Below are 6,586 nucleotides of genomic sequence, written 5' to 3' on the forward strand. Positions count from 1 at the left end.
ATCATTTACCTAGCGCCAACTCAATCGCCTCGTCCATCGTCAACTTCCTGCCCTTGTCCCATTCCTTCTTGAACTCCGCTTCGCCCAACAACTCTCGCAACCCTGAGAGTTCCTTCGCGTGTTCTTCCTTCTCCAACTGCGTCATCTCTGAATCAATCGCCTCGCGCAAGGCGTTCGCCGCGCCAAGCAAGCGAACAGCGCTTTCGGGCTCTTCCTTTCTAATGAGAATAAACGCGATACATTCCGTTACATGCGCCACCGCCGAGCGATGACCCAAATCCTTCCATTTGGGTAATACATCTTTATAGATCGTCAACGCTTCATCAAGTTCGCCGTGTTGGCGAAGAACATGGGCGAAGTCACTCTGGCTGGACAATTCGGCGCGTTTGTTTCCCAGTTGCTTTGCGGTCTCGCCGCTCCTTCTGAATGCCGCGCGGGCAGTTTCGAGATCTCCCATCACGGCGGCGATATGACCCATGCCAATATCCATAAACGTGGAAGCCCAAATAAAACCAGCCTTGCGGACGAGCTCAGAGGCTTCAAAAACAGAATTCCTCGCCTTGAGAAGATCGCCTGCTCCAATAAACTCCAATTGGGCGCGCGAAGATAGAATGAATGATAACTCTGCGATGAGATCATGCTCACGGGCAATTTGCTCCGCCTTTTCAGCCGCGGGCACTGCCGTGGGAAAATCACCTAAAAAGCATGAAGCTAACCCAACGATGGCGTAGGCGCGCGACATCGTATAGAAATCGTTCTGTTTCTCGCCAAGCGCGATCGCCTGCTCTGAAGCCGCGCGCGCCTTTTTGTGTTCGCCCAATGTCATGTACAGCCATCCCAGCAGGCTATATAAGCGAGCGCGATCTTCATCAAGGTCCGAAAGCGATTCTGTTTTCCTCAAGATCGTACTGCACCAAAATTGCGCTTCTGCGTTGAAATCTCGAATGGTCCAAAAACCTCCCGCGCCAAACGCCAGTTTCAACGCTTTGTCAGGATGATTCTCAGCTGCCCATTCGAGCGCGATTCGCAGGTTGTCGTGTTCCGATTCGATTTCGTTCAGTAACTCCAAACTTTCTGTTCCGAACATGCGCGTCGGAGAATATTGCGTCACTCCCAAAATGAAATCCAAATGACGGTCGCGAGTTTCTATCGCTTCACCCGACTCGACTAATTTCTCCATCGCGTATTGACGGATCGTTTCAAGGAAGCGATAACGGGATTTTCCATCCTGCTCCTCGACGATGACCAGCGACTTGTTGACCAGCCCCGACAAACCGTCCAACGCTTCATCCGCGCCGACAACTGATTCAGCCGCCTCGAGCGTCCACCCGCCTGAAAAAACGGACAGTCCGCGCAGGGCGCGTTGTTCCGTTGGGTTAAGCAGTTGATAACTCCAGTCAATGAGCGCGCGCAGAGTTTGTTGACGCGGCAATGCAGTGCGGACTCCGCCCGTGAGCAGTTTGAAGCGGTCGTCGAGACGCGCGGCGATCTGTTCGGGCGTGAGCAGTTTCACGCGCGCCGCGGCTAACTCGATGGCGAGAGGAATCCCATCGAGGCGGGAGCAGATTTGGGCGACGAAAGAGGCGTTCTCATCCGTGATGCGAAAACGCGGTTCGGCTTTCGTCGCTCGTTCGACGAAGAGTCGCGTGGCTTCATCATCCTTCAATGATGGGACTCGAAACACCGTCTCGCCATCCACGCCCAATGCTTCGCGGCTCGAGGCGACGATCTTGAGTTGCGGACACTCATGCAAAAGTTGATTCGCAATCCCCGCGCTGGCTTCGACGAGATGCTCGCAGTTATCGAGGATGAGCAGAATTTCCTTCGCGCGCAAATAATCGAGGACGAACTGAATGAGCGGAATATTTTGCACCGCGCGGATTTCGAACACGGTCGCAATCGCAGGGATGATGTACGCGGCGTCGCTTATGGGCGCGAGTTCCACCAGCCACACGCCATGTTTGAACTTAGCGAGTCCCTCCGCGCCGATCTGAATGGACAAGCGCGTTTTACCTGTTCCGCCTGGTCCGATCAGCGTCAGCAATTTTGCCGATGCGAGTTTATCGCACGCCTCTTTCAATTCGCGCTCGCGCCCAATGAACGAGGTGAGTTGTTGCGGCAAATTATTTGTCGCCGATGGAATTGAGTTGAGCGGGGGAAACTTTTCTTGCAGATTCGGCGCGATGATCTGATAAATTTTCTCCGCCTGCACGACTCCTTTGAGATAATGCTCGCCTAAATCAAGCAACGAAACGCCCGCTGACAAATGTTCTCGCGCCACTTGCGCGACCACATCCGAAATCAATATCTGCCCGCCATGCCCCGCCGACATGATGCGAGCCGCGCGGTTCAACGTTTGCCCGAAGTAATCGCCCTCGCGCAATTCGGCTTCGCCTGTGTGGAGTCCCATGCGGGATTTTAAAGAGAGACTAGAGACTGGAGACTCATCGTGAGATTGGTTATTAGTAATTGGTAATTGAGAGCTGAGAATTAGAGAATTGAGTTGGTGCTGTGACGTGATCGCCGCGTTGATCGCGTCAATGGCTGTCGAGAAGACCGCGTGGATTCCATCGCCTGTGGTTTTGACGATCTGTCCGCGATTCGATTCGACGGCTTCCTTCAGAATCGCATCATGCTTCGCCAACGCAGACTTCATCGCTTCGGGAAATTTCTCCCAAAGTTTGGTCGAGCCTTCGATGTCGGTGAAGAGGAAGGTGACGGTTCCAGATGGTAACGCGCTCATGTCTTGATTTTCCTCGTCAGCATTCTACTTTTTCTTCGGCAAAAGATCGAACGGCGGACGTTGATTCATTTTGACAAGACTTGCCCGCGACTCGTTCGCGTGGATTACAGTTACTGAACCCGTATCGCAACTCAACCGTTGAAAATGATCGAGCGGCATCCCCAGAAAATGCGCCACTGTGAGTTTGATGGGGTCGGCGTGAAAAACGACCGCGACGATATCTTTTGGGTTCTTGTGCTTGCCGATTATTTTTTCCAGCGCGGCGGCGCAGCGAGTCTGTGTTTCGATAAATGACTCGCCATTTGGAAATCTGAATCTCGACGGCGCGTTCTGCACGATCTTCCACACTTTTGTCAGCCCCAGCACACGCCACGAGCGTCCCTGCCAATCGCCGATGTCATTATCCATCAAATCGGGCTGTTGGATGATCTTCAACTTGTGCGATTCAGCGATGGGTTGCGCGGTTTCCATCGCCCTCTCCAGCGGACTCGCATACACGGCTTTCAGCGGCACATCCTTCAACGCGTCCGCCAACGCCTGAGCCTGCTTCTGTCCCTTTTCGTTGAGATGCACGCCGGGCAGTCGCCCTGCCATTTTGTGGGTTTTGGTGTAGTCGTTTTCGCCGTGACGGATGAGTAATAGGGTTGGCATGTTGAAAAGTTGAAAGTCGCAGGTTTGATGTTGAAGGATTTGACTTGCGACCTTCAACCTGCAACCTGTGATCTAACGAATCTTCCGCTTCATTTCGACGATCTGCTCCTCGCTCATGGCAGGGATGTTCTCCACTGTTGTGATGCCCAACGCTTTTCTCTGCGCGTCGCGCCACATTTCAAGTCTTGCGGTCACTTGCGCTTCGTAACCTTCTTGTGACGGGGAATAAAAATACGTTCCCAGCAATCTCTTCGGCAAATATTGTTGCGGCGTGAAGTGACCTTCATGTTCGTGCGGATAGACGTAATCTTTGCCGTGTCCCAGCGCAGCGGCATCGCGGTTGCTATCCATGAGGTGACGCGGCACGGAGACTTGTCCCTCGTCTTCGATCTTTTTCATCGCGGAGAAATATGCACCAGCGCTGTTTGATTTCGGCGCGGTGGCGAGGTACAACGTCGCTTCGACGATGGGATAGATTCCTTCGGGCAGCCCGATGAAGTCAAAGGCTTGGGCGGCGGAGGAGGCGACGACAAGTCCCATGGGGTCAGCCAAGCCGATGTCTTCGCCTGCGAGAATGATCAAGCGTCGGATGATGAATTTTGGGTCTTCGCCCGCGTAGATCATTTTGGCGAGCCAATACAACGCGGCGTCAGGGTCGCTTCCGCGCACCGATTTGATGAACGCGGAGATCGTGTCGTAGTGCGCATCGCCATCTTTATCATACAAGACCGCGCGCCGTTGAATGGACTCTTGCGCCACGTCCAACGTGATGTGAATAACCCCGTCTTTGTTTGCTTCGGTAGATTCAACCGCGAGTTCGATAGCGTTCAACGCGTTGCGCGCGTCGCCGCTGGCGGTTTCGATGAGGTGATTGCGGGCGTCGCTATCAAGCGTAACAACTGTATTTCCATAGCCGCGTTCTTTATCGGTCAATGCGCGGTCAATGAGGATGCCTGTCTCTTCTTGATTCAAATTTCGCAATTGGAACACGCGCGAGCGCGAGATCAATGCCTTGTTGACTTCAAAGTATGGATTCTCCGTCGTTGCGCCGATGAGGGTCACGACTCCCGCCTCGACGTGAGGGAGGAGCGCGTCTTGTTGGGCTTTGTTCCAGCGGTGGACTTCATCCACGAAGAGGATCGTCCGTTCGTTGTGCAGGCGGCGGCGTTCGATGGCTTCGTCTATGATGACTCGCAAATCCGCTTTGCCCGCGAGGATGGCGGAGATCGTTACAAAATAACTTTTGGTTGTGTTGGCGATCACTTGCGCGAGCGTGGTCTTGCCCGTGCCTGGCGGTCCCCACAAAATAATGGACGAGAATAACTTGTCCGTTTTGATGGCGCGCCAAAGGAGTTTCCCTTCGCCGACGATATGTTCCTGCCCGATGTATTCATCGAGCGTGCGTGGACGCATCCGCGCGGCGAGGGGCGCTTCACTTTTCATCCGTTCTTGCATGGCGTGGTCGAAGAGGTCGGGCATGAGAGGGATTATAAGGGAGAAAAGAGGGGCTGTCTAAAAAGGGGAGGACAGCCCCTCCTCAGTTGGGGAAAAGTTTAATACAATAGGGAGATGAACAACCGAAACCTCACCTTCAAGCCGTACGCAATGGAGCAGTTGAGTCTGCTGCCGCCGAGTTTGGAAGAATTGATCCCTGAAAAACATCTGGTACGGGTGGTCAATCGCGTCGTGGATGAGCTGGACATCGAGCCGCTTTTAGCAAAATACAAAGGGGGCGGGACGAGCAGTTATCATCCGCGCATGATGTTGAAGGTGATTGTGTATGCCTACACCCAGAAGATCTATTCGTCGCGGAAGATCGAAAAAGCGCTGTGGGAGAATATTGGCTTCATGTGGATCAGCGGGGGCAACCGGCCGGACTTTCACACGATCAACAACTTTCGGAGCGACACGTTGAAGGAAGCGGTGCGGAAAGTGTTCGCTTCGATGATGGAGCTTCTGGTGGAAGAGGGCTACGTGAAGATGGAGAATTACTTTGTGGATGGGAGCAAGCTGGGCGCCAACTCCAACCCGCACAAAGTGGTGTGGGCGAAGAAGACGCAGAAATACAAGGAGAAACTACAACAGCAAATTCAGGCGTTGCTGGATGAAATCGAGCAGGTGAACGAACGCGAGAATGCAGTATACGGGGAGGAAAACCTGGGAGAACTGGGCGAGCAAAGCGAGTTGACGGCCGAGAAGGTGAAGCGGAAAGCGGCGGAGATCAACGCCCAGTTGAAGGAAAAGCCGCTGACGCCGGAACAGAAAAAGGCAATGAAGAAATTGGAGCAGGAGGATGTGCCGCGTTTGGAGAAGTACGAAGAGCAAGAACGCATTCTGGCGGGACGCAACAGCTATTCGAAAACCGACCCGCAGGCCAGCAGTCTGCGCATGAAGGAAGACCGGGCGGCGCGCAAGCCGCTGGCGCGCCCGGCTTATAACGTGCAAATAGGAACCGAAGGACAGTTTGTGGTGGGCTATAGCCTCCACCAACAAGCCGACGATACCAGTTGCTTCATTCCCCATATGCAACAACAGCAGTTTCCGCAGGGCAAACAATTCAAAAACGTGTCTGGCGACGCAGGCTACGGCAGCGAAGAAAACTATGCCTATTTGGAAAAGCACGGCATGGGGAACTACCTCAAATACAACACCTTCCACCAGGAGCAACACCCGCCGCGCAAACCCGAACTGCTTGAGAAGATGCGCTTCAAGTCAACCTGCTTTCCCTACGATCAGGACAAGGATCAGTTCGTGTGTCCCGCCCACCATCGCATGGTCTATATCGAAACCAAACCCTACCAATCCAAAAACGGCTTCTTATCTGAACGGCGGGTTTATGAATGTTTGGAGTGTGCCGCCTGCCCTCTCAAACCCAAATGCACCAAAGCCAAAGGCAATCGCCAAATGCAAGTCGGATTTGAACTCCGCCGCTATCGTCAGCAAGCCAAAGACAACCTGCTTTCCGAGCAGGGTATGGCCTTGCGTAAATTACGAAGCATTGAACCCGAAACGGTCTTCGGGGACGTGAAACAGAACATGGGCTTCCGAAGGTTCATGCTCCGAGGGTTGAAAAAAGTGGATGTGGAGTGGGGTCTGGTGTGCATGGCGCACAATTTACGAAAACTGGCGATCCAATGACCGCCAGTTTTTTTGTCTCTTGCTCCGTTTACGCCGTTTTCTCAACTTGTTCTT

At 53.5% G+C, this 6,586-nt stretch carries 4 protein-coding genes; 1 reads left to right on the forward strand and 3 read right to left on the reverse strand.

Features of this window, described 5'->3' with window-relative positions:
• Position 1: 1 nt before the first annotated feature.
• The 3 genes from AC16KF_RS01065 to AC16KF_RS01075 all read right to left on the reverse strand — a co-directional run bounded on the left by AC16KF_RS01065 (position 2) and on the right by AC16KF_RS01075 (position 4,873).
• Entirely contained in the window at positions 2-2,743 is a 2,742-nt protein-coding gene (locus tag AC16KF_RS01065) for an adenylate/guanylate cyclase domain-containing protein (RefSeq protein ID WP_484035429.1), read from the reverse strand.
• Positions 2,744-2,767: 24 nt separating this feature from the next.
• Positions 2,768-3,394, reverse strand: a complete 627-nt coding sequence (locus AC16KF_RS01070) for a histidine phosphatase family protein (RefSeq protein WP_484035430.1) — start codon at positions 3,392-3,394, stop codon at positions 2,768-2,770.
• Between the two features lie 72 nt (positions 3,395-3,466).
• Positions 3,467-4,873 (reverse strand): AAA family ATPase, encoded by a 1,407-nt coding sequence (locus tag AC16KF_RS01075; protein WP_484035431.1) that lies wholly within the window; start codon positions 4,871-4,873, stop codon positions 3,467-3,469.
• A gap of 90 nt (positions 4,874-4,963) precedes the next feature.
• Between AC16KF_RS01075 and AC16KF_RS01080 the strand changes: the two genes are divergently transcribed.
• Positions 4,964-6,532, forward strand: a complete 1,569-nt coding sequence (locus tag AC16KF_RS01080) for an IS1182 family transposase (RefSeq protein WP_484035432.1) — start codon at positions 4,964-4,966, stop codon at positions 6,530-6,532.
• Positions 6,533-6,586 lie beyond the last annotated feature (54 nt).

Source organism: Candidatus Defluviilinea gracilis (assembly GCF_057138825.1).